Here is a 23,416-nt window from a genome sequence, read left to right as displayed (position 1 = left end):
TCGGGCAGTGTCTTACGTCTGCAATATGCAACCAGATACCCGGCCCGCCAAATGAGCGGGCTTTTTTTTGAACAAAATTAATGAGAATAACGATGCAAACACAAAAACCGACACTCGAACTGCTTGCCTGCGATGCCGCCTACCGTGAAAATCCGACGGCGCTGTTTCATCAGGTGTGTGGCGCACGTCCGGCAACGCTGCTGCTGGAATCTGCCGATATCGACAGCAAAGACGATCTGAAGAGCTTGCTGCTGGTCGACAGTGCATTACGCATTACCGCCATCGGTGACACTGTCACCATTCAGGCATTATCCGCTAACGGCGCATCGCTGCTGCCGCTGCTGGATGCTGCCCTGCCAGCGGGTGTTGAGAACAAACAACAGCCGAATGGTCGCCATCTGCGATTCCCTGCCGTTAGCCCGCTGCTGGATGAAGACGCCCGCTTATGTTCCCTTTCCGTATTTGATGCCTTCCGTTTATTGCAGGAGCTGGTTAATGTTCCTGCGCAAGAACGTGAAGCGATGTTCTTCGGCGGTCTGTTTTCCTACGACCTGGTTGCCGGTTTTGAAGATTTACCTCAGCTTGAAGCGGGCAACCGTTGCCCTGACTACTGCTTCTATCTGGCAGAAACGCTCATGGTCATCGACCATCAGAAGAAAAGCACCCGCATTCAGGCCAGCATATTTACCCCCAGCGATGCAGAAAAACAGCGTCTTAATGCCCGTCTGGCGCAACTGAGCCAGCAGCTTACCGAACCTGCGCCGCCGCTGCCCGTTACTGAAGTTCCGCACATGCGCTGCGAATGCAATCAGAGCGATGAAGAGTTTGCCGCCGTAGTTCGTGGTATGCAAAAGGCCATTCGCGCTGGCGAAATTTTCCAGGTGGTTCCATCCCGTCGTTTCTCGCTGCCCTGCCCGTCACCGCTGGCGGCCTACTATGTGCTGAAGAAAAGTAACCCCAGCCCGTACATGTTTTTTATGCAGGACAACTATTTCACCCTGTTCGGCGCCTCTCCGGAAAGCTCGCTGAAATACGATGCCACCAGCCGGCAGATTGAAATCTATCCGATTGCCGGGACCCGCCCACGCGGTCGTCGTGCGGACGGTTCGCTGGACCGCGATCTCGACAGCCGTATTGAGCTGGAGATGCGTACCGATCATAAAGAGCTTTCCGAGCACCTGATGCTGGTAGACCTGGCGCGTAACGACCTGGCGCGCATCTGCACGCCCGGCAGCCGCTACGTTGCTGACCTCACCAAAGTGGATCGTTATTCCTTCGTTATGCACCTGGTTTCCCGCGTAGTCGGCGAGCTGCGTAGCGATCTGGATGTGCTGCATGCTTACCGCGCCTGTATGAACATGGGCACGCTAAGCGGCGCGCCGAAAGTTCGCGCCATGCAGCTTATCGCCGAGGCCGAAGGCCGTCGTCGCGGCAGCTATGGCGGTGCAGTAGGTTACTTCACGGCCCATGGCGATCTGGATACCTGTATTGTGATTCGTTCCGCCCTCGTGGAAGACGGTATTGCCACCGTACAGGCTGGCGCCGGAATTGTTCTGGATTCCGTTGGGCAGTCAGAAGCCGATGAAACCCGTAATAAAGCGCGTGCGGTTCTGCGTGCTATCGCCACCGCACACCACGCACAGGAGACCTTCTAATGGCTGATATTCTGCTGCTCGATAATATCGACTCTTTTACCTATAACCTGGCAGATCAGCTGCGTACTAACGGTCATAACGTGGTGATTTACCGCAACCATATTCCGGCCCAGACATTAATAGACCGCTTAGCGACCATGAAAAATCCGGTGCTGATGCTCTCTCCAGGTCCAGGTGCGCCAAGCGAAGCGGGCTGCATGCCGGAGCTGTTAACCCGCCTGCGCGGCAAGCTGCCAATCATCGGCATTTGTCTGGGGCATCAGGCCATTGTCGAGGCTTATGGTGGATACGTGGGACAGGCTGGGGAAATCCTGCACGGCAAAGCGTCCAGCATTGAACACGACGGTCAGGCAATGTTCGCCGGTCTGGCAAATCCGCTGCCGGTGGCGCGCTATCACTCGCTGGTTGGCAGCAACGTTCCGGCCGGATTGACCATCAACGCCCACTTTAACGGCATGGTGATGGCGGTACGTCACGATACCGATCGCGTATGTGGCTTCCAGTTCCATCCAGAATCCATTCTGACCACCCAGGGCGCACGTCTGCTGGAGCAAACGCTGGCCTGGGCGCAACAGAAACTCGAACAGACTAATACGCTGCAACCTATTCTGGAGAAACTGTATCAGGCCCAGACGCTGTCTCAGCAGGAAAGCCACCAGCTGTTCTCCGCCGTGGTACGCGGTGAACTGAAGCCGGAACAACTAGCTGCGGCGCTGGTGAGCATGAAAATTCGTGGCGAGCACCCGAATGAAATTGCCGGTGCGGCAACCGCGTTGCTGGAAAACGCCGCCCCGTTCCCGCGACCTGATTATCTGTTTGCCGATATTGTCGGTACCGGCGGTGATGGCAGCAACAGTATCAATATTTCCACCGCCAGCGCCTTTGTGGCGGCCGCTTGCGGACTGAAAGTCGCCAAACACGGCAACCGCAGCGTCTCCAGCAAGTCGGGTTCTTCGGATCTGTTAGCGGCTTTTGGCATCAATCTGGATATGAACGCCGATAAATCCCGTCAGGCACTTGACGACCTCGGTGTGTGTTTCTTGTTTGCGCCGAAATACCACACCGGTTTTCGCCATGCTATGCCGGTACGCCAACAGTTGAAAACCCGTACGCTGTTTAACGTCCTCGGCCCGTTGATCAACCCGGCACATCCGCCGCTGGCGCTGATCGGCGTTTACAGTCCGGAACTGGTGCTGCCAATTGCCGAAACGCTGCGCGTGTTGGGGTATCAGCGGGCAGCCGTGGTGCACAGCGGCGGCATGGATGAAGTTTCGCTGCATGCACCGACCATTGTGGCAGAGTTGCATGATGGCGAAATCAAGAGCTATCAACTGACGGCGGAAGACTTTGGCCTGACACCTTACCACCAGGAACAGCTGGCTGGCGGCACGCCGGAAGAAAACCGTGACATTCTTAGTCGCTTGTTACAAGGTAAAGGTGAAGCCGCTCATGAAGCTGCTGTTGCCGCGAATGTCGCCATGTTAATGCGCCTGCACGGTGAAGAAGATTTAAAAGCCAATGCGCAAACCGTGATTAATGTACTGCGCAGCGGTACGGCCTATGACCGTGTCACTGCACTGGCAGCAAGAGGGTAAATGATGCAAACCGTTTTAGCGAAAATTGTCGCAGACAAGGCGATTTGGGTAGAAGCCCGCAAACAGCAACAACCGCTGGCCAGCTTTCAGAATGATGTTCAACCCAGCTCTCGTGATTTCTACGATGCGCTGCAAGGTGCACGCACCACCTTTATTCTGGAGTGCAAAAAAGCGTCTCCGTCAAAAGGCGTGATCCGTGATGACTTCGACCCGGCACAGATTGCGGGCGTATATAAACAATATGCTTCCGCGATTTCCGTACTGACCGATGAGAAATATTTCCAGGGGAGCTTTGATTTCCTGCCCATCGTCAGCCGCATCGCACCGCAACCGATTCTGTGTAAGGACTTTATTATCGATCCTTACCAGATTTACCTGGCGCGCTTCTATCAGGCGGACGCCTGTCTGCTGATGCTGTCGGTGCTTGATGATGAGCAATATCGTCAACTCGCCGCCGTCGCCCACAGTTTGAAAATGGGCGTACTGACCGAAGTCAGTAACGATGAAGAGCTGGAGCGTGCTATCGCACTGGGTGCCAAAGTGGTCGGTATCAACAACCGTGATTTACGCGACCTGTCGATCGATCTGAATCGCACCCGCCAACTGGCGCCGCGACTGGGTCATGGCGTAACCGTCATCAGCGAGTCGGGTATCAATACCTATGGTCAAGTGCGAGAACTCAGCCACTTCGCCAACGGTTTTCTGATTGGCTCTGCGTTGATGTCGCATGATGATCTGCATGCTGCCGTGCGTCGCGTTCTGCTCGGCGAAAATAAAGTCTGCGGTTTAACCCGGCCTCAGGATGCAAACGCGGCATACGAAGCGGGTGCCATATATGGCGGGTTGATTTTTGTGTCCACATCGCCACGCGCGGTCAGCGTTGAACACGCGCGCGAGGTCATGACCGGCGCACAGCTGCAATATGTCGGGGTGTTTCGCAACGCAGAGATCACCGACGTGCGCGAAACAGCGGCGGCTCTGGGGCTAACAGCCGTGCAATTGCATGGTAGCGAAGACCAGGCCTATGTTGACGCCCTGCGCGACGCGCTCCCCGAACAGGTGCAAATCTGGAAGGCGTTAAGCGTCAGCGAAACGTTGCCAGCTCGTGATTATCAGCACGTCGATAAATACGTATTCGACAATGGTCAGGGCGGCAGCGGTCAACGCTTCGACTGGTCACTTTTAGGCGGACAATCGCTGGATAACGTTTTACTGGCTGGCGGACTCGGCGCTGATAACTGCGTTGACGCGGCAAAAACCGGCTGTGCCGGTCTCGATTTCAATTCTGGCGTAGAGTCACAGCCGGGCATCAAGGATGCACGTCTTTTGGCTTCGGTCTTTCAGACGCTGCGCGCATATTAAGGAAAAGGACATGACAACATTACTCAATCCGTATTTTGGTGAATTTGGCGGTATGTATGTGCCACAGATTCTGATGCCTGCCCTGCGCCAGCTGGAAGAAGCTTTTGTCAGCGCGCAAAAGGATCCTGAATTTCAGGCGCAGTTTACAGACCTGCTGAAAAACTATGCTGGTCGTCCAACTGCACTGACCAAATGCCAGAACATTACTCAAGGCACCAACACTACGCTGTATCTCAAACGTGAAGATTTGCTGCACGGCGGCGCGCACAAAACCAACCAGGTGCTGGGCCAGGCATTGCTGGCGAAACGTATGGGGAAAACGGAGATCATCGCCGAAACCGGCGCGGGCCAGCACGGTGTTGCATCAGCTCTCGCCAGCGCACTGCTGGGGCTGAAATGCCGTATTTATATGGGTGCAAAAGACGTTGAACGCCAGTCGCCAAACGTTTTCCGTATGCGTCTGATGGGGGCTGAAGTTATCCCGGTTCACAGCGGTTCTGCAACGCTGAAAGATGCCTGTAACGAAGCGCTGCGCGACTGGTCTGGCAGCTACGATACCGCGCACTATATGCTCGGTACGGCGGCAGGTCCACATCCCTTCCCGACCATTGTTCGTGAATTTCAGCGCATGATCGGCGAGGAAACTAAAGCGCAGATCCTTGAAAAAGAAGGTCGCCTGCCGGACGCGGTTATCGCCTGCGTGGGCGGCGGTTCTAACGCCATCGGTATGTTCGCGGACTTTATTAATGAAACCAGCGTCGGTCTGATTGGCGTCGAGCCTGGCGGCCATGGGATTGAATCAGGGGAACATGGCGCACCGTTGAAGCATGGTCGTGTCGGGATTTACTTCGGCATGAAGTCCCCGATGATGCAGACCGAAGAAGGACAGATTGAAGAGTCTTACTCTATTTCCGCGGGGCTGGATTTCCCGTCTGTCGGGCCGCAGCATGCGTATCTGAACAGCATTGGTCGCGCCGATTATGTTTCGATCACCGACGACGAAGCGCTCGAGGCCTTCAAAACGCTGTGTCTGCACGAGGGGATTATTCCGGCGCTGGAGTCCTCCCATGCCCTGGCACACGCATTGAAAATGATGCGTGAAAACCCGGAAAAAGAGCAGTTACTGGTGGTTAATCTCTCCGGTCGCGGCGACAAAGACATTTTCACCGTACACGATATTCTGAAAGCGCGAGGGGAAATCTGATGGAACGTTACGAAAACCTGTTTGCACAGCTGAAGGACCGCAAAGAAGGTGCTTTTGTCCCCTTCGTAACCCTGGGCGATCCGTCTGTTGAGCAGTCACTGAAAATCATTGATACGCTGATTGAAGCCGGTGCTGATGCCCTTGAGCTCGGTATTCCGTTCTCCGATCCGCTGGCTGACGGTCCAACCATTCAGGAAGCTACCCTGCGTGCATTTGCCGCCGGCGTCACGCCGTCGCAATGCTTTGAAATGCTAGCGTTGATTCGCCAGAAGCACCCTACGATTCCCATTGGCTTGCTGATGTATGCCAACCTGGTGTTTAGCAAGGGCATTGACGAGTTTTACGCCCAGTGTGAAAAAGTGGGCGTGGATTCCGTGTTAGTAGCCGATGTTCCCGTTGAGGAGTCCGCGCCATTCAGAGCTGCGGCGCTCCGCCACAACATTGCGCCAATTTTTATCTGCCCACCGAACGCTGATGAAGAACTGCTGCGCCAGATAGCCTCTCATGGCCGCGGCTATACCTATTTGCTTTCGCGTGCGGGCGTGACCGGTGCAGAAAATCGAGCGGCATTACCGCTGCATCACCTGGTCGAAAAGTTGAAAGCATATGATGCTCCACCTTCTTTACAGGGGTTTGGTATCTCTGCGCCTGAACAGGTAACCGGCGCGATTGACGCTGGCGCTGCTGGCGCTATTTCCGGCTCGGCAATAGTGAAAATCATTGAGAAAAATGTTGCGGCACCGGAACAGATGCTGGCTGAGCTGAAAGCTTTTGTCAGCGCGATGAAAGCCGCCACCCGGCAGTAAGCTAAATCAACCGCCAGAGACTTCTGGCGGTTTTACGCTTCTTTCGTGTGCTTCATTTTATACATGGCGCTATCTGCATTCTGAATAGCCACATCCAGTTCACCGTTCACCTCTGCAATCCCCCACGATACTGACAATGGCACGGTATGACCGTCCACTACAAACACATGGCTGGTCACCTGCCCGCTGATACGTTGAGCAATTGCGATGGCATCAGTTGCCTGCGAGCGAAACAGCAGGATCATAAATTCATCCCCGCCGGTACGAATCACAATATCGTGGCTGGTGCGGGTGTTTGATAACATCCTGTTGGCGATAATTTGCAGCGCACGATCGCCTGCCGCGTGACCCCAGGTATCATTGACGGTCTTGAACTTATTGCAGTCCAGTAGCACCACCGAACAGTGGGATAAATCACGGCGCTTGATGATGTCGAGTATTCGGCGATTAAAGCAACCGGTCAGGGTGTCTATATAAACCTTCAGGTCGCTTTCGTTTAGCCATGATTTTAGCGAGAAACTAATCATGATGAAAAAGAACGGCGCCAGCAGGATCACGATCCCGGCATGGGTATCGCGCGTCATAAAACGGCCTAATGAAAGCGAATAGTGCAGCGCATATTTCTCCGAAAAATTGCGCACTAAAAAACGGGATTGACCTGTACATTTACCGGATAAACAAAGACTTTCATTGTTGGTCAAATTTACCAATTCCACATTCAGCTCTGGTGGGAGCTGGTAGTCAAATGCTTGAGCCAACGCTTCCTGCAATTCGGGCTTTGAATGGTCATAAACCAGATAGGCCACGATTTGGTCTGATATCTCTTTGCCAGACAGATCGTAGATATAGCTCACCACGCTGTAAGCTTTTTCACCGGTAATTTTATCGGTATAGAAGTTCGTTGAACTAAGGGCTTTGTTTTTGACGTTTTTTTGCAACAGTCGGGTATAGAAATCGACCGGCGGATAGAAAAAGTTGGTGAGATCCCGCGCCATTTCAGAATTTGAGAAACTGAAGTTGCGCGAATCGGAAGCCATAAACCAGTAAAAATAATCTGAATTTTTGGCGATAATATAACGATGTGCATCGAAGCTGCCCGGATTTAGCTCATTAACCATACCGCGAATAAACTCCGCCGCCGTATACATACACAGCGCGTTGTGGCTGGCTTGCTGGGCAATAATTGTCCCCGTTACCGAATGCAGACGCTTTGGGTCGGCGTTAATTCCCCATTCCATTTCATTGCGGGGAGCAAATTGTGAAATATCGCCACATTGCTCACCCGATTTAATATGGTGATAGCGCTCACCAATCGCATCGGCGATCAGCTCATTATCGTTAAAAATGTCCATCATGCGCGCTTGCATGCGGTTAACACCGTCACTGACTGCAGCCATCCGCTGCTCATAAATTATAAACAGAAACAACGACGTAAATATCAACGTAATGAGCCCTGATACCAGCAGTGCTTGCCTGTTTCTGAGCTTGTCCTGCACAATCTTCACGAGTTCACCCTGATAGTTAACATATTGCCAAACCGGTTACCCGTTTCTGTCGTTGCATAGCTGCGCTGTATGTTGATTGAGAATGTTAACCGTCCCTAAGCTGATGCCTTAGAAGCCCGCCGTTGTGTGCGCTAAAGTTACAGACTTATACAATAAAAGCACATTTTTGTTAACATAAATGCAAACTAATCATCACCCTCAATCGGATACCCCGCCCGACGAATGGCCTCACGACAATCGCTCACGCCTGCGGCATAGCCCGCTTCGATCTCACAAACAGGACTGGCGCTGCAATAAGGTAGTTTAACCGGAGTCGCAATGCGTTTCTCCAGCGATTCAATTTTATCCATAAAATTCAATAAGTCACGCGTGGCACTCACGGCGAACTCTGCCGTTTCATCTCCGGTGAATGGTTCCAAAAGTGTGATTTTTTGTTGTAGCAGGAGTCGAGTCAACATCATCGTCAATACCCTCAAAGCCAGTTTGCTTAAAGAGTAGCATTACATCGACGGGGAGAAAGGCAGGAAGAAATAAACTGGTAATAAAAAAGCTGACCGTGGAACGATCAGCTTTTCCGTATTTTAATCACGGACTTAGAAGCGATAACCCGCGGAGAACATAAACACCCACGGATCGAGGCGTACGCTGTCATGCTGCTGCGCGCCAGCCAGTTTGTAGCTCGCGGTGGTGTCGATATCCATGTACCAGACCGACATGTTAATCAGCCAGTCGCGGTTAATCAGATAGTCCATACCCACTTGCCCTGCTGCGCCCCAGGAGTCTTTCAGGCTCAGGTCAGATAAACCGGTTTCTTTGCCGTTATTGTTAAAGCCTTCGTCAAAGAAGGTGGTGTAGTTCACACCGACACCAACGTACGGACGCAGTTTGCTGCTGGAATCGCCGAAATACCACTGTGCCATTAAGGTTGGTGGTAAATGGTGAACGGTCGCAATATCACCTGTTGTGGCAGTGCCAATTTTATGGCGGAACGGCGTGGCTGCCAGTAATTCAACACCGATATTGTCGGTTGCCATGTAGGTAAATGTCAGACCCAACTGCGTGTTATTGCTGACATCAAAGCCACCCAGGCTCCCCAGCGTACCACCCGCGCCTTCCGTCGGTCTGACGGTGGCAGAACCTGCACGAATAAAGAATTCTCCGGCTTCATGCGCAAATACGTTACCAGAGAGAAGAGTTGTTAAAGCCACTGCTGCAACTGTTAATTTTTTCATGTCCGCTCCATCGTTATGGTTATAAAAGCGGAACGAATATACCCACATTGGAGTAATAAGTGATCTAACCTGGATCACATTGACTTTGATAATTTAACATTTATTGATCCAGATTAAGTTAGAACTTGCATTCAAAACCCTGGTTAACCTAATTCAGATCAATTTTGATATATTTTCGCCACGCAAGTACCTGACCTCCGTTGCAGAATAGCGATGGTTATTTGTTCGTGATGCGCAGAGAACAACCAACGTTCTTGCATGACGCTGAAGTCATAGTCAAAAATTACCAGGGCTTTACAAAGATATGCTTTTCCATACACCGCGCGATGCTGCCACTGTAGAGTTATCCAGGGTACAATTGCCCACAAATGAACACCTGCAAAACTCAAGGAGAGTGCATGTCTATCACGGCGAAATCCGTTTACCGTGACACGGGAAACTTTTTCCGTAATCAATTCATTACCATCTTGCTGGTATCGTTGTTGTGCGCGTTTATCACAGTGGTGTTAGGGCATGCCTTTTCTCCCACCGACGCACAAATTGCGCAACTCAGTGAAGGCGATCAGTTAACCAGCAGCGTGGGATTGTTCGATCTGGTGCAAAACATGACCCCGGAGCAACAGCAAATTTTGCTACGCGCTTCCGCGGCGTCGACGTTTTCCGGTCTGATTGGTAATGCCATCCTCGCCGGAGGCATTATCCTGATGATTCAGCTGATTTCAGCCGGTCATCGGGTCAGCGTGTTACGCGCCATCGGTGCCAGCGCGCCGGTTTTGCCGAAGCTGTTTATTCTGATTTTTCTGACTACTCTGCTGGTGCAAATCGGTATTATGCTGGTGGTAGTACCCGGTATTCTGCTGGCTATCCTGCTGGCACTTGCACCGGTGATGTTAGTACAGGACAAAATGGGTGTATTTGCCGCGATGCGCAACAGTATGCGTCTGGCGTGGTCGAATATGCGCCTGGTTGCACCAGCAGTGATCGGTTGGCTGTTGGCAAAAACGTTGTTGTTGCTTTTTGCGCCAAGTTTTGCGGTACTTACGCCAAATGTAGGCGCGGTATTGGCGAATACGCTGAGCAATATGATCTCCGCCGTGTTGCTGATCTATTTGTTCCGCCTGTACATGCTAATTCGCCAATAAACCCTGAACGCATTCCGGGCTTGTACCCGGTGCTTTTGATGACGGAATCGAAGAATGAAGCAGTTTCTTGATTTTTTACCGCTGGTTGTCTTTTTTGCTTTTTATAAGCTCTATGACATCTACGCGGCGACCTCGGCGCTGATTGTTGCGACGGCTGTGGTTTTGATTTACAGCTGGGTCCGCTATCGCAAGGTCGAGAAGATGGCATTGATCACTTTTGTTCTGGTAGCCGTGTTCGGTGGCCTGACCATCTTCTTCCACAATGATGAATTCATTAAATGGAAAGTAACGGTGATTTACGGGCTGTTTGCCGGTGCGCTGCTGGTTAGCCAATGGGTAATGAAAAAGCCGCTGATTCAGCGCATGTTAGGTAAAGAGCTGAGCTTGCCACAGCCGGTTTGGACAAAACTTAACTTCGCCTGGGCCGTCTTCTTTATCCTGTGCGGTCTGGCGAATATCTATATCGCGTTTTGGCTACCGCAGAATATTTGGGTCAACTTTAAAGTGTTCGGCCTGACCGCCTTGACTTTACTATTTACGTTACTGAGCGGAGTCTATATTTACCGCCACCTTCCGCAGGAAGATAAATCGTAATAAATGCTCGCCAGATCTCCGGATCTGGCGAATTTTTATCCCTTCGCGTTCCTTGTTGCCATCAAACCTGGCTTACTTCCGCCCCGCAGGCCGCATCCCCTCTGTTCTCAGCGCGTAAATTCTAGTAGCATCGCGCCTGTAATCTTTCTCTATAGTCGGTTCTACAATGACAACAACGAATAACACTCCCCAGGGCGAACTGGTTTTACGCACTCTGGCTATGCCTGCCGATACCAACGCAAACGGTGATATTTTTGGCGGCTGGCTGATGTCACAAATGGATATAGGTGGCGCTATTCAGGCCAAAGAGATCGCACATGGTCGCGTGGTAACGGTGCGGGTTGAAGGAATGAGCTTTTTGCGCCCGGTTGCCGTGGGCGATGTGGTTTGTTGCTATGCACGCTGCGTGAAACGCGGGACGACCTCGATCAGCATTAATATTGAAGTCTGGGTGAAGAAAGTCGCTTCAGAACCTATCGGCCAGCGCTATAAAGCTACCGAAGCCCTGTTTATCTACGTTGCCGTTGATAAAGACGGTAAACCGCGGCCGATTCCCTCCCTGGCCTGATAGCACGCGCAAGCATCGCCATCCGGCAATCATTCTGCCGGATTTGGCGGCGTAACGCCAAATCCGGCCTGATGCTTACTCGATCTGTGTTGTGCCGTTCAGGCGGAAAACAATATTCACCACCAGCCCGGAACCAGGCTTACCGGCTTCATAACGCCATCTGCGCATCGCATTTTTCACTTCACGCTCAAACATATTCGCAGGCTGTGCGGACAGAACTTCCACATTTTCAACCCGGCCATCCGAGGTCACGTCAAATTTGACCTTCACACGGCCTTCAATGCGCAATGCCTGTGCACGTGCCGGATATTGAGGCTGATTACGACTTAAGGCTCGCGGACCCGATGGTACGCTCACCGCCGGTTTAGTGGTTGCCGGAGCGGTACTGGTTGTTGGACGAGCAGGCGCCGTATTTTCAAACGGGGATGCCGGACGAGGCTCTGCTGGTTTAACATCACGCTTCGGCTGCTCTTCCACCTTTTTCACCGGTTTTGGCTTCGGTTTAGGCTTGGGCTTCGGTTTCTCAATCACTACCGGTGCTTCTTTTGGCGGTTCGGGGATCGGTTCTGGCTCCGGTTCAGGCTCGACAACGGGTTCCGGCGGCGGCTGAACGGCCTGAGGCGGTTCAAGATCGGCAGGCGCAACCATCGTAACGGAGATCGGCTGCGCTGGCGCAGGCAGTTCAATAACCTGATGTACCGAGGTATACAGCAAACCTGCCACTACAGCACCATGAATGCCGACAGAAAGTAACGTAGGCCAGGGAAAGCGACGAGGTAAATCAAGGGTCATTGAAGTCATAATCGTTTCAGTAAAAAAACCAGGCCCTGATTTTAAATGCAAATAGCAATCATATTCAATAAGACCGTGAAGCTAACTGGCATTTAAAACGCGATTTTATGATAAAAAACCATTTTCAAAGTATGGCCTTAACATATTAGTTATCTTTCCGTTGCAGTTACCAAGCCTTTCCAATAACGTAAATATGACCTTTTACCGTTCAAGGAGCTCTACCCGTGCTGTACGTTATTTACGCTCAAGATATCGCAGACTCTCTCGAAAAACGTCTTTCCGTACGCCCTGCTCATCTGGCTCGTCTGCAACTCCTTCATGACGAAGGCCGTTTGCTCACGGCGGGTCCTATGCCAGCGGTTGACAGTAACGATCCGTGCGCCGCAGGCTTTACCGGCTCAACGGTGATTGCAGAATTTGAATCTTTAGAAGCCGCGCAGGCGTGGGCGGAAGCCGATCCCTACGTGGCGGCAGGTGTTTATGCGCAGGTTTCAGTAAAACCGTACAAAAAAGTATTTTAAAAACAAAACGAAAAGCAGACATTGGGCACCGACAGCGGTGCCCTTTTGAGATCAGATGTTGTGGATCGCAAACAGCAACGAGTTACGTTGATGGTTGAGAATACACTTTCTGATGGTATGGATACGCATATTACGGCGCGATTGTCCTTCAAGCCAACGTGCTTTACGGCGGCTAGCCTGACGCAGCATCCGCCAGCGTCCCACTTCCGTTCTACTACGCTTCATGTTTACTACTCTTTCAGTCACTGAGCGGCCATTATAACGCCACACCGAATGCAGACCAGTGGTTTTCCCGTGTTTTTATTTGCCAGATTAATCCTGATGCGTAAACTCTTAACAATACGCTTTCAAAAGGATTTTTAAATTTATGACAACCTTCTACACCGTGGTGAGTTGGCTGGTCATTCTGGGTTACTGGGTACTCATTGCTGGCGTAACATTACGCATTCTAATGAAACGACGCGCAGTGCCCTCCGCAATGGCCTGGCTTTTGATCATCTATATTCTGCCATTGGTAGGGATCATTGCTTATCTGTCCTTCGGTGAGCTCCACCTTGGTAAACGTCGCGCCGAACGCGCCCGAGCAATGTGGCCGTCAACGGCCAAGTGGCTGAACGATCTAAAAGCCTGTAAGCATATTTTTGCGCAGGAAAACAGCAGCGTCGCGTCATCCTTATTTAAGCTGTGCGAGCGTCGTCAGGGAATCGCTGGCGTTAAAGGGAATCAACTGCAGTTGCTCACCAGTTCAGAGGACGTGATGCAGGCATTGATTCGTGATATTCAACTGGCGCGTCACAACATCGAGATGGTGTTCTACATCTGGCAACCGGGCGGTATGGCCGATCAGGTCGCCGAGTCATTAATGGCTGCCGCAAGGCGTGGAATTCACTGCCGCCTGATGCTGGACTCCGCGGGTAGCGTGGCGTTCTTTCGCAGCCCATGGGCGGCGATGATGCGTAACGCGGGTATCGAGGTTGTTGAAGCGCTGAAAGTAAACCTGATGCGTGTATTTTTACGCCGTATGGACCTGCGTCAGCACCGCAAAATGATCATGATCGATAACTATATTGCTTATACCGGCAGCATGAACATGGTCGATCCCCGTTTCTTCAAACAAGATGCAGGCGTCGGGCAATGGGTGGATTTGATGGCGAGAATGGAAGGCCCGGTAGCCACCGCTATGGGCATTGTCTATTCCTGCGACTGGGAAATTGAGACCGGCAAGCGCATTCTGCCCCCGCCGCCAGACGTCAATATCATGCCGTTTGAGCAGGCCAGCGGCCACACCATTCACACTATCGCTTCGGGACCTGGTTTCCCTGAAGATTTGATTCATCAGGCGCTGTTAACCGCGGCTTATTCGGCGCGTGAATATTTAATTATGACCACGCCCTACTTCGTTCCCAGTGACGATCTGCTGCACGCGATCTGTACGGCGGCGCAGCGCGGGGTTGACGTCAGTATTATTCTTCCACGCAAGAATGATTCCCTGCTGGTTGGCTGGGCAAGCCGGGCCTTTTTCACTGAGCTGCTGGCCGCTGGCGTTAAAATCTATCAGTTCGAAGGTGGCTTACTGCACACCAAGAGCGTACTGGTCGATGGCGAGCTGAGCCTGGTCGGTACCGTTAACCTGGATATGCGCAGTCTGTGGCTCAATTTTGAAATCACGCTGGTCATTGATGATGCCGGATTCGGTGGCGATCTCGCGGCAGTACAGGATGATTATATTTCGCGTTCTCGTCTGCTTGATGCCCGTTTGTGGGTAAAACGACCACTCTGGCAGCGGATCGCTGAGCGACTGTTTTACTTCTTTAGTCCGTTGCTGTAAAACGTGCCCATCAGACAGTAAACAGGTAGTCATTATGGATATGGATTTGAACAATCGCCTGACTGAAGACGAAACGCTTGAGCAGGCTTACGATATTTTTCTCGAACTGGCTGCGGACAACCTGGATCCAGCCGACATCATTCTGTTCAATTTACAGTTTGAAGAGCGCGGTGGTGCCGAGTTATTCGACCCGGCAGAAGACTGGCAGGAGCATGTTGATTTTGACCTGAACCCTGACTTCTTTGCTGAAGTGGTGATTGGTCTGGCAGATACAGAAGACGGCGAGATTAACGATATTTTTGCGCGCGTTTTATTATGTCGCGAAAAAGATCACAAACTCTGCCATATTCTCTGGCGCGAATAACAAACAAAAAAGCTGCTCTCGCAGCTTTTTTCATTTTTAGCCCGGCAGTTTACTTCCGCAGCGGTTACAAAACTGCGCACTATGTTCATGCTGCGCCTGCTGACACTGTGGGCATCTACGCTGATATCCGCGCTGTTGGAACGCACTGCTCATGTGTGTGGTTATCAATCCGGTCGGTATCGCAATCACAGAGTATCCAATTAGGATAAGCACTGACGCCACCATGCGTCCCAACGGCGTGTGCGGTGTAATGTCACCGTAGCCGACGGTGGTGACCGTAACAATAGCCCAATACACAGACGCATTCAGCGTAGTAAAGCCATATTTGGGCCCTTCTATCAGATACATCATCGCGCCGAAAACAACCATCAGAATGGCAATAAAGGAATAGAACAACATCAGTTGATGACGGGCGCTTTTTAACGCATTCCAGAACACTCGCAGAGAAGGCATAAAACGCAGCAGCTTGAGAATACGCAAGACGCGCAGGACACGCATCGCTCGCCAGGCGAAGACATAGCTCAGACTGATTTCAGGCCATAGCCACATCACATACAGCGGTAGAATGGTGGCCAGATCGATAATCCCCCAGAAGCTAAACACATATTTAGCGGGATTGGCCCAACTGCATAAGCGAAGAAAATATTCGAGGGTAAAGACCAGAGTAATAAAGACCTCCAGCCAGACAAAAATGCGCCATTCCTCGAAGGTTAAATGGTATTGCGTCCCGACGCCGGACTCAATGAAGATAACAATAACGCTGAGCAAGGCGAACAGCGCGCACATACCTTCAAAGCGACGCCCTGAACGGGTGTTTAAATCGAATAATTTGCGATAGAGCGCGCGGCGGACAGAAGAGACTAAACCTGACACATATACCTCACCAAAAAGAAGGGCTGACCTTTGTCAGCCCTCTGGATTATAGCGGGTCTACTTTCAGGCAGGAAACTGCGTGACGGAAACTTCCTTCGAGAACCGGGCGGGTTTTTGCGCATTCCGGTCCGGCAATCGGGCAGCGCGTACGGAACACGCAGCCGGAAGGAGGGTTAATCGGCGACGGCAATTCGCCTTCGAGCAACTGGATAACCTTGTTCCTTTCCTGATCCGGATCGGGAATTGGCACTGCAGACATCAACGCTTTGGTATAAGGGTGCAGCGGATTATGGTACACCTCATCATAAGTCCCTAATTCCACCGCGTGTCCGAGATACATGACCAGCACGCGATCGGAGATATGTTTCACCACCGCCAGGTCGTGAGCAATGAAGATTAACGATAATCCCATTTCACGCTGGAGCTGTTGTAACAGGTTCACCACCTGGGCCTGAATGGATACGTCCAGCGCCGAAACCGGTTCATCGCAAATAATCAGCTTCGGCTCGAGGATCAGCGCCCGGGCAATACCAATACGCTGACACTGACCGCCGGAAAACTCATGCGGGTAGCGGTTAATCAGATTTGGCAGCAACCCCACCTTCATCATCATCGCCTTCACACGGTCGCGGACTTCCTGACCAGACAGGTTCGGATGATAAGTCCGCAGCGGTTCGGCAATGATTTCACCGATGGTCATGCGCGGATTCAATGATGCCAGCGGATCCTGGAAAATCATCTGAATATCGCTACGCACTTCCCGCCACTCATCGGGTTTCATGCCCAGCAAATCTTTACCCAGCCAGGCGACTTTTCCATCAGTGGCTTTCACCAGGCCAATAATCGCACGGGCAAAAGTCGATTTTCCACAGCCTGATTCGCCGACCACGCCCAGGGTTTCACCTTCATACAGTCGCAGAGTCACGCCATCAACCGCTTTCAGGGTTTTAGACGGCTGCCAGAACCACTGCTTGCCGTCTTTAATGTCGAAATGGACTTTAAGATCGGCAATTTCAAGGAGCACTTTTCGTTGTTCGGTGACCGCATTCATACCAGTTCCTCCACCGGTTTAAAGCAGGCGCGCAGGCGGCCCGGACTAAACTCTTCCAGTGGCGGAGCACTGCTACAGATTTCCATCGCATGCGGGCAACGCGGCTGGAATGGGCAACCTTTTGGTAAACGCAACAGGTTCGGCGGGTTGCCCGGGATAGTCAGCATCTCTTCCCCTTCGGCATCCAGACGAGGTACGGCATTCAGCAAACCAATCGAATACGGATGAACGGGCTTATAAAAGACATCCCGCGCACTGCCATATTCCATGGTACGTCCGGCGTACATCACCAAAACTTTATCGCAAATACCGGCAACTACTCCCAGATCGTGGGTGATCATGATAATCGCAGTGTTGAATTCGCTTTTCAGTTCATTCAGCAGGGTCATGATTTGCGCCTGTACCGTAACATCGAGCGCGGTAGTCGGCTCATCGGCTATCAGTAATTTAGGCCTGCACAACAGCGCCATGGCGATCATTACGCGCTGACGCATCCCGCCGGAGAATTCATGCGGATACATTTTCATACGCTTACGCGCTTCCGGCATTTTCACCGCATCCAGCATTCTTACCGATTCTTCAAAGGCTTCCGCTTTGCTCATGCCTTTATGCAGCATGAGAACTTCCATCAACTGCTCGCCGACTCGCATGTACGGATTGAGAGAGGTCATCGGGTCCTGGAAAATCATCGAGATTTGCTCGGCGCGCAGTTTGTTCAACTCTCGTTCCGGTAAATTCAGAATTTCACGTCCGTTGAAGGTTGCGGAACCTCCGATACGGCCATTTGCCGCCAGAAGGCCCATCAGGGCAAAGGCCGTTTGCGATTTCCCTGAACCGGATTCCCCAACAATACCCAGCGTTTCTCCAGCTCGCAGAGAAAAGTTTAAATCGTTTACCGCAGTCACATCGCCGTCGGGGGTGGCAAACGTCACGCGCAGATCTTTAACGTTCAGCAGTGCGTTAGCCTGTTGTTGCGCGAGCGGCGCGGTTGAGGTTTCAATTACGCTCATGGCTGCACTCCTTAACGGTCTTTCGGGTCGAGGGCATCACGCAGGCCATCGCCAATAAAGTTAAAACAGAACAAAGTGACCACCAGGAATCCTGCCGGGAACAGCAGCAGCCATGGTGAGACTTCCATCGAGTTGGCACCATCACTCAGCAACGCCCCCCAGCTACTTAATGGCTCCTGCGTCCCTAATCCCAAAAAGCTCAGGAAGGATTCAAACAGGATCATGCTGGGCACCAGCAACGAAGCGTACACCACCACCACGCCCAGCACGTTCGGCACAATATGACGGATAACGATGCGCACGGTAGATACCCCACCCACTTGCGCTGCTTCAATAAACTCTTTGCGCTTGAGACTCAGCGTTTGTCCACGCACGATACGCGCCATATCCAGCCAGGATACCATCCCGATAGCGACAAAAATCAGCAGGATATTTTGCCCAAAGAAAGTGACCAGCAGAATCACGAAGAACATGAACGGGAAGGAGTTGAGGATTTCCAGCAGACGCATCATCACGGAGTCGATTTTACCGCCGAGGTAGCCCGACAGAGAACCGTATAGCGTGCCGACAACTACCGCGACCAACGCCGCGGCAATGCCGACCATCAACGAGATGCGACCGCCAATCGCCACACGAACCAGCAGGTCTCGACCTGACGAGTCGGTGCCGAAATAGTGTCCGGATTCCGTATCCGGCGCGCTGGACATCATGCCCCAGTCGGTATCGAAGTAGGTAAACTGCGACAGCATCGGCGCCAGCGTCACAAACAGCGCAATAATCACCAGCACGACCAGGCTTGCTACCGCCGCGCGGTTATGCATAAAGCGTCGACGCGCGTCCTGCCACAGACTGCGGCCCTCGACCTCCAGCTTTTCACTGAAATTCTCCAGCGCTTCGCTGTTTTTCTTACTTAACATCATAGCGAGCTCCAGTATCAGTAACGAATTTTCGGGTCGATAACGGCATACAGCACGTCAACAATCGCGTTAAACACGATGGTCAGCGTCCCTACCAGTATGGTGAGGCTCAGGACCAGCGAATAGTCGCGGTTTAACGCGCCATTGACGAACAACTGGCCAATGCCCGGCAAACCATAGATGGTTTCAATAACCATCGAACCGGTAATAATGCCAACAAATGCTGGTCCCATATAGGACAGCACAGGCAACAGCGCAGGTTTTAACGCATGGCGGAAAATAATCCGCCGCATCGGCAACCCTTTAGCGCGCGCGGTACGAATAAAGTTAGAGTGCAGCACTTCAATCATCGAACCGCGGGTAATACGGGCGATACTGGCGATATAAGCCAGTGACAAGGCCACCATCGGCAGGATCATAAATTTCAACGCCCCGCCGTTCCAGCCGCCTCCGGGCAGCCATTTCAAGGTTATGGCAAATATCATGACCAATAAGGGAGCGACCACGAAACTGGGGATAACCACCCCGGTCATTGCCACCCCCATCACCGTGTAGTCCCAGCGCGTATTTTGTTTCAGCGCGGCTATCACCCCAGCGCTAACGCCAACGAGGACCGCCAGAATAAAGGCCGCAGCTCCCAGCTTCGCAGAAACCGGAAAGCTCGAGGCCACAAGGTCGTTTACCGTATAGTCTTTATATTTAAAAGATGGCCCAAAATCGCCATGCGCCAGCTGCTTGAGGTAGCTGAAGTACTGCGTCGAGATAGGATCGTTAAGATGATATTTCGCTTCGATATTAGCCAGTACCTCTGGCGGTAACGCGCGTTCCCCGGTGAATGGACTTCCCGGCGCAAGGCGCATCATAAAGAATGAAATCGTAATAAGTATAAACAGCGTCGGAATCGCTTCCAGACAGCGACGTAATATAAATTTTAACATTGCCCGTACCTTCTGGCGTGTGCCTTTACACCTCTTCTACCCCGACTTTCAGGTAAAGCGGTGTTAATAGTTCGAAGAAAAAAGACACTGTGGGGCAAAATGATTGCCCCACGTCTTGCCATTAATGCTTGATAATATACAAGTCTTTAACGTGGATATTATCCATCGGGTCTTTACCGGAGTATCCGCCAACCCATGGTTTTACCAGGCGGGCGTTAACATAGTAATAAACCGGTACAATCGCAGAATCTTTATCCAGCTGCTGTTCTGCTTTCGAATACAGTTCGCTGCGCTGCGCTTCATCAGTCACTTTCAGCGTATCCGCAATCAGCTTATCAAACGCCGGGCTCTTATAGTGGACGGTGTTGTTGGAGCTGTCAGACAGCACCATATTCAGGAAGGATGTTGGTTCGTTGTAATCCGCACACCAGCCCGCACGCGAAACATCATAGTTACCCTGATGGCGTGTATCGAGGAATGTTTTCCATTCCTGGTTTTCCAGCTTCACGTTGGCGCCCAGATTTTTCTTCCAGATAGATGCCGCAGCGATGGCCAGCTTTTTATGTAGATCTGAGGTGTTATACAGCAGGTCAAAGGTCAACGGTTTTTCAGCGGTATACCCGGCTTCAGCCAGCAGTTTTTTCGCTTCTTCATTACGTTTTTCCTGAGACCATTTGAACCACTCTGGTTCAACCAGTTTCGCGCCATCGGTGTAAGGAGGAGTAAAGCTATACGCCGGCAGGTCCCCCTGGTTTTTAACTTTGTTGACGATAATGTCACGATCCAACGCCAGTTTCAGGGCGGTACGAACACGAACATCGTTGAACGGTGCTTTCTGGTTGTTGATTTCGTAATAATAGGTGCACAGATACGGGTCAACGTGAACTTCGTTCGGGATCTCTTTTTTCAGTTTCTGGAATAACTCGATCGGCATGTTGTTATAAGTCATGTCGATTTCGCCGCTACGATAGCGGTTAACGTCAGTCACTTCAGAAGAAATTGGCAGGTAGGTAACCTGGTTAATAACCGTTTTGGCGTTGTCCCAGTAGTTGGTGTTACGCTCAAGTACAATGCGCTCGTTGACCACCCAGTCTTTCAGCTTATAGGCGCCGTTAGTGACGATGTTAGCGGGCTGGGTCCATTTCTCACCGTATTTTTCAACCGCTGCTTTAGGAACCGGAGAAACGGATGAGTGCACAAGCAATTTGTAGAAATAAGGAACCGGCTCGCTCAGGGTGACTTCAAATGTATGATCGTCGAGAGCTTTGACACCGAGATCGGTGATCGGCTTTTTGCCGGCGATAATATCGTCAATATTGACAATGTGACCGTACTGTAAATAACTGGCGTACGGTGACGCGGTATTTGGATTAGCCAGGCGTTGCCAGCTATACACGAAATCTTGCGCGGTAACAGGCGTGCCGTCAGACCACTTAGCGTCCTTACGCAGATGGAATGTCCACACCTTAAAGTCTTTATTTTCCCACTTTTCAGCCACGCCAGGCGATGGTTTACCATCGACATCGCTGATTAATAAACCTTCAAACAGGTCACGGTTGATATTGGATTCAGGTACACCTTCGATTTTATGTGGATCGAGTGACTGAACTTCCGAACCGTTATTACGCACCAGAGTCTGCTTTTCAGCAAGCTGCACACCTGCTGGTACAACTGCCGCCGTAGCAACATTCCCAGCGATTAGCGCAGTTAGGATCCCCGCAGCTACTAAACTTTTTTTAGTGATGTTAGTCATTGTGTTTGTACTCCCTCATTATTATGGCTGGTTTTTTAACCAGACTGTTAATCCTGTCAGGATCCCTGTACGGCACCGGAGATTTTCTGCCGTCAGGTAGTTTCTTGTTTTACTGCTTGCTATCACCGACTTTATTTATTTCTGGCAGTTCGTATGACCGCCTTGCGTCGATTATCTACGTGCCTCCCCTGCCGGAAACACGCTATTACCCTGTTGAGAGAAACTAATTGAAAATGATTCTCATCAACGTGAATTCTTCTGCATAATACCTGGCCGGAAAGTATCAAATGCGTTTCTTAACCGCCAATACATTTTACAAATTTGTTAACCAATTCTCTTTTATTGGAAATAAATCTCACTAAAAAAGTCATTACGAATGAAAGATTGTGACAATAAAACGATAAAAATCATTATGTTGCATCCAGCGCAGTGTTAAACCCCCGGACCTTTGTCAACACCACGCCAAAATGCACATAAATTTAACAATTGGTTATTAATTAGCACATTCATCTAAATAAAACGCTGAAATAACTAATAACATTTCGATAATCCTTCAGCAAGCCCCAGAGTATGATGTTAATAAAATAACAGTGACATCGGGATCCCTCTGGTGGACCATTGAGTGTTATATCCATAAAATCAATGAATAAATTAATGAATCACCATCAGATATTTTTATATTTCTATGCTGATTTTCAACTTTAGTGAGAAGTTTTACTAATAATGAAAGGAAACGGAGCCGAAAGAGGCTCCGTTGATACTAGGAGGAATATCAGGCAAGTAAACCGGGGAAAATGGACTTGATTCCAGTCACAATGAATTCGATCCCTAAGGCCATTAACAACAACCCCATAATACGCGTAATGACGTTGATACCGGTTTGGCCCAGCAGCCGTACCAGCCACGGTGCCATGCGAAAAAGTCCCCAACAGCACAGGGCAAACAACGCAATCGCCACAAAAAAACCAAACAGGTTAATCGCACTGTGATAGCGCGTACCCCAAACAATAGTTGAGCTTATCGCCCCTGGCCCCGCCATCAGCGGCAATGCCAGCGGCACTACGCCGATACTTTCGCGGATTGCTGTTTCTGATTTTTCCTGTTTGTTTTGCTTATCTTCGCCCAGTTTTCCGCTAATCATGGACATTGCGATAGTCACCACCAGAATGCCGCCGGCAATCCTGAACGAATCTATCGAGATTCCGAAGAGCTGCAGAATACCGTCACCAAGGAACAGCGAAGTCCACAGGATGATGGCAACCGACAGGTTTGCCGTAAGGTTGGTTTTATTTCGCGCAGCAGCCGTTTGATAGCTGGTCATACTGATAAAGACAGGGATGATCCCGACCGGGTTAACCAATGCGAATAACCCAATGAAAAATTTAAAATAGACAGGAAAATCAAATAGCGTTTGGATCACGGTTAGCTCCGAAGCGTTAGCCGGATAAAATGAGTCATAAAAATTGATAAAATCCGCGCTGAAGATACGCCTTTTGTCAGCATACTTCACCTTCTATCTGTGTATATCTACGTAAATACACTTCCAATACTTAGTGTTATTAATATGTATTAAATATGCTAATGTTAATAGCATTCACCCCATCAATTCATTAACACTTACCGATAAACGCTAAAAGGGCCTGCTGAAAGGTGTCAGCTTTGCGAAATTTTGATCCAGATCACGCAATTACTACTCAGAAGTGAGT

23 protein-coding genes, 1 pseudogene and 1 other annotated feature (1 of these 25 only partly in view) are annotated in these 23,416 nt (G+C 50.9%); of the genes and pseudogenes, 12 read left to right on the top strand and 12 right to left on the bottom strand.

Annotated elements, in window-relative coordinates; translation table 11 throughout:
- Nucleotides 1-69 (top strand) — a sequence feature (Trp leader region) (it extends 26 nt beyond the left edge of the window).
- Between the two features lie 23 nt (nucleotides 70-92).
- From HV302_RS11565 to trpA, 5 genes are read left to right on the top strand one after another with little or no spacing between them, the layout of a single operon-like run.
- The gene (locus HV302_RS11565) at nucleotides 93-1,655 is read left to right on the top strand and encodes an anthranilate synthase component 1 (protein ID WP_181627357.1); all 1,563 of its coding nucleotides are present in this window, start codon (nucleotides 93-95) and stop codon (nucleotides 1,653-1,655) included.
- Nucleotides 1,655-3,250 carry a bifunctional anthranilate synthase glutamate amidotransferase component TrpG/anthranilate phosphoribosyltransferase TrpD gene (gene trpD, locus HV302_RS11560; protein WP_131379407.1) on the top strand — a complete coding sequence of 532 codons (1,596 nt, stop codon included), beginning with the start codon at nucleotides 1,655-1,657 and terminating at the stop codon, nucleotides 3,248-3,250. The genes HV302_RS11565 and trpD overlap by 1 nt, the downstream gene beginning before the upstream one ends.
- Nucleotides 3,251-3,253: 3 nt before the next feature.
- The gene (trpCF, locus tag HV302_RS11555; protein ID WP_181627454.1) at nucleotides 3,254-4,612 is read left to right on the top strand and encodes a bifunctional indole-3-glycerol-phosphate synthase TrpC/phosphoribosylanthranilate isomerase TrpF; all 1,359 of its coding nucleotides are present in this window, start codon (nucleotides 3,254-3,256) and stop codon (nucleotides 4,610-4,612) included.
- A 10-nt stretch (nucleotides 4,613-4,622) separates the two neighbouring features.
- The gene (trpB, locus tag HV302_RS11550; RefSeq protein ID WP_003020645.1) at nucleotides 4,623-5,816 is read left to right on the top strand and encodes a tryptophan synthase subunit beta; all 1,194 of its coding nucleotides are present in this window, start codon (nucleotides 4,623-4,625) and stop codon (nucleotides 5,814-5,816) included.
- On the top strand, nucleotides 5,816-6,622 hold the full coding sequence (gene trpA, locus HV302_RS11545; protein ID WP_016156657.1) for a tryptophan synthase subunit alpha: 807 nt from the start codon (nucleotides 5,816-5,818) through the stop codon (nucleotides 6,620-6,622). The genes trpB and trpA overlap by 1 nt, the downstream gene beginning before the upstream one ends.
- A gap of 32 nt (nucleotides 6,623-6,654) precedes the next feature.
- Here the strand turns inward: trpA and HV302_RS11540 are convergent, their stop codons facing one another.
- The 3 genes from HV302_RS11540 to ompW all read right to left on the bottom strand — a co-directional run bounded on the left by HV302_RS11540 (nucleotide 6,655) and on the right by ompW (nucleotide 9,359).
- A complete protein-coding gene (locus HV302_RS11540; protein ID WP_181627356.1) occupies nucleotides 6,655-8,127 on the bottom strand; it encodes a GGDEF domain-containing protein in 1,473 nt (490 codons plus the stop codon).
- Nucleotides 8,128-8,312: 185 nt separating this feature from the next.
- Entirely contained in the window at nucleotides 8,313-8,588 is a 276-nt protein-coding gene (locus HV302_RS11535) for a hypothetical protein (RefSeq protein ID WP_181627355.1), read from the bottom strand.
- A 132-nt stretch (nucleotides 8,589-8,720) separates the two neighbouring features.
- Nucleotides 8,721-9,359, bottom strand: a complete 639-nt coding sequence (gene ompW / locus HV302_RS11530; RefSeq protein WP_016153263.1) for an outer membrane protein OmpW — start codon at nucleotides 9,357-9,359, stop codon at nucleotides 8,721-8,723.
- Between the two features lie 283 nt (nucleotides 9,360-9,642).
- Here ompW and HV302_RS28300 point away from each other — a divergent pair.
- The 4 genes and pseudogenes from HV302_RS28300 to yciA all read left to right on the top strand — a co-directional run.
- Nucleotides 9,643-9,729 (top strand): annotated as a pseudogene (locus HV302_RS28300) (YkgJ family cysteine cluster protein); the annotation flags it as partial.
- A gap of 28 nt (nucleotides 9,730-9,757) precedes the next feature.
- Complete coding sequence (locus tag HV302_RS11525) at nucleotides 9,758-10,501, top strand: YciC family protein (RefSeq protein WP_181627354.1); 744 nt, start codon at nucleotides 9,758-9,760, stop codon at nucleotides 10,499-10,501.
- Nucleotides 10,502-10,555: 54 nt separating this feature from the next.
- Complete coding sequence (locus HV302_RS11520; RefSeq protein WP_016153265.1) at nucleotides 10,556-11,095, top strand: septation protein A; 540 nt, start codon at nucleotides 10,556-10,558, stop codon at nucleotides 11,093-11,095.
- 166 nt (nucleotides 11,096-11,261) lie between these two features.
- Nucleotides 11,262-11,663: an acyl-CoA thioester hydrolase YciA gene (gene yciA, locus HV302_RS11515; RefSeq protein ID WP_016153266.1), complete on the top strand. Its 402-nt coding sequence runs from the start codon at nucleotides 11,262-11,264 to the stop codon at nucleotides 11,661-11,663.
- Between the two features lie 75 nt (nucleotides 11,664-11,738).
- On the opposite strand, the gene tonB is transcribed toward yciA, so the two are convergent.
- Nucleotides 11,739-12,455: a TonB system transport protein TonB gene (gene tonB, locus HV302_RS11510; protein ID WP_094762092.1), complete on the bottom strand. Its 717-nt coding sequence runs from the start codon at nucleotides 12,453-12,455 to the stop codon at nucleotides 11,739-11,741.
- Between the two features lie 224 nt (nucleotides 12,456-12,679).
- Here tonB and HV302_RS11505 point away from each other — a divergent pair, with 224 nt between their 5' ends.
- Entirely contained in the window at nucleotides 12,680-12,976 is a 297-nt protein-coding gene (locus HV302_RS11505; RefSeq protein ID WP_181627353.1) for a YciI family protein, read from the top strand.
- Between the two features lie 51 nt (nucleotides 12,977-13,027).
- Here the strand turns inward: HV302_RS11505 and HV302_RS11500 are convergent, their stop codons facing one another.
- A complete protein-coding gene (locus HV302_RS11500) occupies nucleotides 13,028-13,201 on the bottom strand; it encodes a YciY family protein (protein WP_016153268.1) in 174 nt (57 codons plus the stop codon).
- Nucleotides 13,202-13,343: 142 nt separating this feature from the next.
- On the opposite strand from HV302_RS11500, the gene cls reads away from it, so the two are divergent.
- Together cls and HV302_RS11490 are read left to right on the top strand one after the other, a co-directional pair.
- Nucleotides 13,344-14,804: a cardiolipin synthase gene (gene cls / locus HV302_RS11495; RefSeq protein ID WP_016156727.1), complete on the top strand. Its 1,461-nt coding sequence runs from the start codon at nucleotides 13,344-13,346 to the stop codon at nucleotides 14,802-14,804.
- 34 nt (nucleotides 14,805-14,838) lie between these two features.
- Nucleotides 14,839-15,168 (top strand): HI1450 family dsDNA-mimic protein, encoded by a 330-nt coding sequence (locus tag HV302_RS11490; RefSeq protein WP_003020691.1) that lies wholly within the window; start codon nucleotides 14,839-14,841, stop codon nucleotides 15,166-15,168.
- A 36-nt stretch (nucleotides 15,169-15,204) separates the two neighbouring features.
- Here HV302_RS11490 and HV302_RS11485 read toward each other — a convergent pair whose 3' ends face one another.
- The 7 genes from HV302_RS11485 to ychE all read right to left on the bottom strand — a co-directional run bounded on the left by HV302_RS11485 (nucleotide 15,205) and on the right by ychE (nucleotide 23,130).
- Entirely contained in the window at nucleotides 15,205-16,041 is an 837-nt protein-coding gene (locus tag HV302_RS11485) for an ion transporter (protein WP_016156728.1), read from the bottom strand.
- Between the two features lie 46 nt (nucleotides 16,042-16,087).
- Nucleotides 16,088-17,092 (bottom strand): murein tripeptide/oligopeptide ABC transporter ATP-binding protein OppF, encoded by a 1,005-nt coding sequence (gene oppF / locus HV302_RS11480; protein ID WP_016156729.1) that lies wholly within the window; start codon nucleotides 17,090-17,092, stop codon nucleotides 16,088-16,090.
- Nucleotides 17,089-18,102: a murein tripeptide/oligopeptide ABC transporter ATP-binding protein OppD gene (gene oppD, locus HV302_RS11475; RefSeq protein WP_003833364.1), complete on the bottom strand. Its 1,014-nt coding sequence runs from the start codon at nucleotides 18,100-18,102 to the stop codon at nucleotides 17,089-17,091. The genes oppF and oppD overlap by 4 nt, the downstream gene beginning before the upstream one ends.
- 11 nt (nucleotides 18,103-18,113) lie before the next feature.
- Nucleotides 18,114-19,022 carry an oligopeptide ABC transporter permease OppC gene (oppC, locus tag HV302_RS11470; RefSeq protein WP_003020701.1) on the bottom strand — a complete coding sequence of 303 codons (909 nt, stop codon included), beginning with the start codon at nucleotides 19,020-19,022 and terminating at the stop codon, nucleotides 18,114-18,116.
- A 14-nt stretch (nucleotides 19,023-19,036) separates the two neighbouring features.
- On the bottom strand, nucleotides 19,037-19,957 hold the full coding sequence (gene oppB / locus HV302_RS11465) for an oligopeptide ABC transporter permease OppB (RefSeq protein ID WP_003020708.1): 921 nt from the start codon (nucleotides 19,955-19,957) through the stop codon (nucleotides 19,037-19,039).
- 121 nt (nucleotides 19,958-20,078) lie between these two features.
- Nucleotides 20,079-21,710, bottom strand: coding sequence for an oligopeptide ABC transporter substrate-binding protein OppA (gene oppA, locus HV302_RS11460; protein ID WP_016153271.1), 1,632 nt, complete (start codon nucleotides 21,708-21,710; stop codon nucleotides 20,079-20,081).
- Nucleotides 21,711-22,482: 772 nt separating this feature from the next.
- The gene (ychE, locus tag HV302_RS11455; RefSeq protein WP_003020714.1) at nucleotides 22,483-23,130 is read right to left on the bottom strand and encodes an NAAT family transporter YchE; all 648 of its coding nucleotides are present in this window, start codon (nucleotides 23,128-23,130) and stop codon (nucleotides 22,483-22,485) included.
- Nucleotides 23,131-23,416 lie beyond the last annotated feature (286 nt).

This window comes from Citrobacter sp. RHBSTW-00859, assembly GCF_013729795.1.
Classification (GTDB): Bacteria; Pseudomonadota; Gammaproteobacteria; order Enterobacterales; family Enterobacteriaceae; genus Citrobacter; species Citrobacter braakii.
This window is presented reverse-complemented; position numbering and strand designations above follow the sequence as displayed.

Excerpts from the sequence above, each read along its gene's own strand:
- HV302_RS11565 (WP_181627357.1), top strand. The coding sequence starts at position 93 with ATGCAAACACAAAAACCGACACTCGAACTGCTTGCCTGCGATGCCGCC.
- trpD (WP_131379407.1), top strand. The coding sequence starts at position 1,655 with ATGGCTGATATTCTGCTGCTCGATAATATCGACTCTTTTACCTATAAC.
- trpCF (WP_181627454.1), top strand. The coding sequence starts at position 3,254 with ATGCAAACCGTTTTAGCGAAAATTGTCGCAGACAAGGCGATTTGGGTA.
- trpB (WP_003020645.1), top strand. The coding sequence starts at position 4,623 with ATGACAACATTACTCAATCCGTATTTTGGTGAATTTGGCGGTATGTAT.
- trpA (WP_016156657.1), top strand. The coding sequence starts at position 5,816 with ATGGAACGTTACGAAAACCTGTTTGCACAGCTGAAGGACCGCAAAGAA.
- HV302_RS11535 (WP_181627355.1), bottom strand. The coding sequence starts at position 8,588 with ATGATGTTGACTCGACTCCTGCTACAACAAAAAATCACACTTTTGGAA.
- ompW (WP_016153263.1), bottom strand. The coding sequence starts at position 9,359 with ATGAAAAAATTAACAGTTGCAGCAGTGGCTTTAACAACTCTTCTCTCT.
- HV302_RS11525 (WP_181627354.1), top strand. The coding sequence starts at position 9,758 with ATGTCTATCACGGCGAAATCCGTTTACCGTGACACGGGAAACTTTTTC.
- HV302_RS11520 (WP_016153265.1), top strand. The coding sequence starts at position 10,556 with ATGAAGCAGTTTCTTGATTTTTTACCGCTGGTTGTCTTTTTTGCTTTT.
- yciA (WP_016153266.1), top strand. The coding sequence starts at position 11,262 with ATGACAACAACGAATAACACTCCCCAGGGCGAACTGGTTTTACGCACT.
- tonB (WP_094762092.1), bottom strand. The coding sequence starts at position 12,455 with ATGACCCTTGATTTACCTCGTCGCTTTCCCTGGCCTACGTTACTTTCT.
- HV302_RS11500 (WP_016153268.1), bottom strand. The coding sequence starts at position 13,201 with ATGAAGCGTAGTAGAACGGAAGTGGGACGCTGGCGGATGCTGCGTCAG.
- cls (WP_016156727.1), top strand. The coding sequence starts at position 13,344 with ATGACAACCTTCTACACCGTGGTGAGTTGGCTGGTCATTCTGGGTTAC.
- HV302_RS11490 (WP_003020691.1), top strand. The coding sequence starts at position 14,839 with ATGGATATGGATTTGAACAATCGCCTGACTGAAGACGAAACGCTTGAG.
- oppF (WP_016156729.1), bottom strand. The coding sequence starts at position 17,092 with ATGAATGCGGTCACCGAACAACGAAAAGTGCTCCTTGAAATTGCCGAT.
- oppD (WP_003833364.1), bottom strand. The coding sequence starts at position 18,102 with ATGAGCGTAATTGAAACCTCAACCGCGCCGCTCGCGCAACAACAGGCT.
- oppC (WP_003020701.1), bottom strand. The coding sequence starts at position 19,022 with ATGATGTTAAGTAAGAAAAACAGCGAAGCGCTGGAGAATTTCAGTGAA.
- oppB (WP_003020708.1), bottom strand. The coding sequence starts at position 19,957 with ATGTTAAAATTTATATTACGTCGCTGTCTGGAAGCGATTCCGACGCTG.
- oppA (WP_016153271.1), bottom strand. The coding sequence starts at position 21,710 with ATGACTAACATCACTAAAAAAAGTTTAGTAGCTGCGGGGATCCTAACT.